The 283-nt window shown below is 71.7% G+C and carries 1 protein-coding gene; it reads right to left on the reverse strand.

Going from position 1 to position 283, the window contains the following annotated elements; translation table 11 throughout:
• A partial coding sequence (locus SB751_RS29695; RefSeq protein WP_410748984.1) for an AzlC family ABC transporter permease occupies positions 1-283 on the reverse strand: 283 nt, incomplete at both ends.

Raw genomic sequence — 283 nt, forward strand, 5'->3', positions numbered from 1 at the left:
CCAGCGAGGGGGCGATGGTGGCCGAATAGAGCGCGTGGCGCAGGTTGACCATCGCCAGGGTAAAGGCGATCACCAGCGCCGGCGTGCCGGCGGACCGGAGCTGGGTCAGGATCATCTGGGAGGCGCCGCCGAACACGATGGCGCTCATCGCGCATGCCAGCCAGGCGGGCATGCCGGCATTGACCGCCAGCACGCCATAGATCAGGCCGAACGGCACCACGCCGCGCAGCATCGGCGCCAGCGCGCGCACGCCGGCCCACCATTCCCCGCCACGGGTGACCGG

Origin of the sequence: Cupriavidus sp. SIMBA_020, assembly GCF_046535395.1 — a bacterium.
GTDB classification, from domain to species: Bacteria; Pseudomonadota; Gammaproteobacteria; order Burkholderiales; family Burkholderiaceae; genus Cupriavidus; species Cupriavidus campinensis.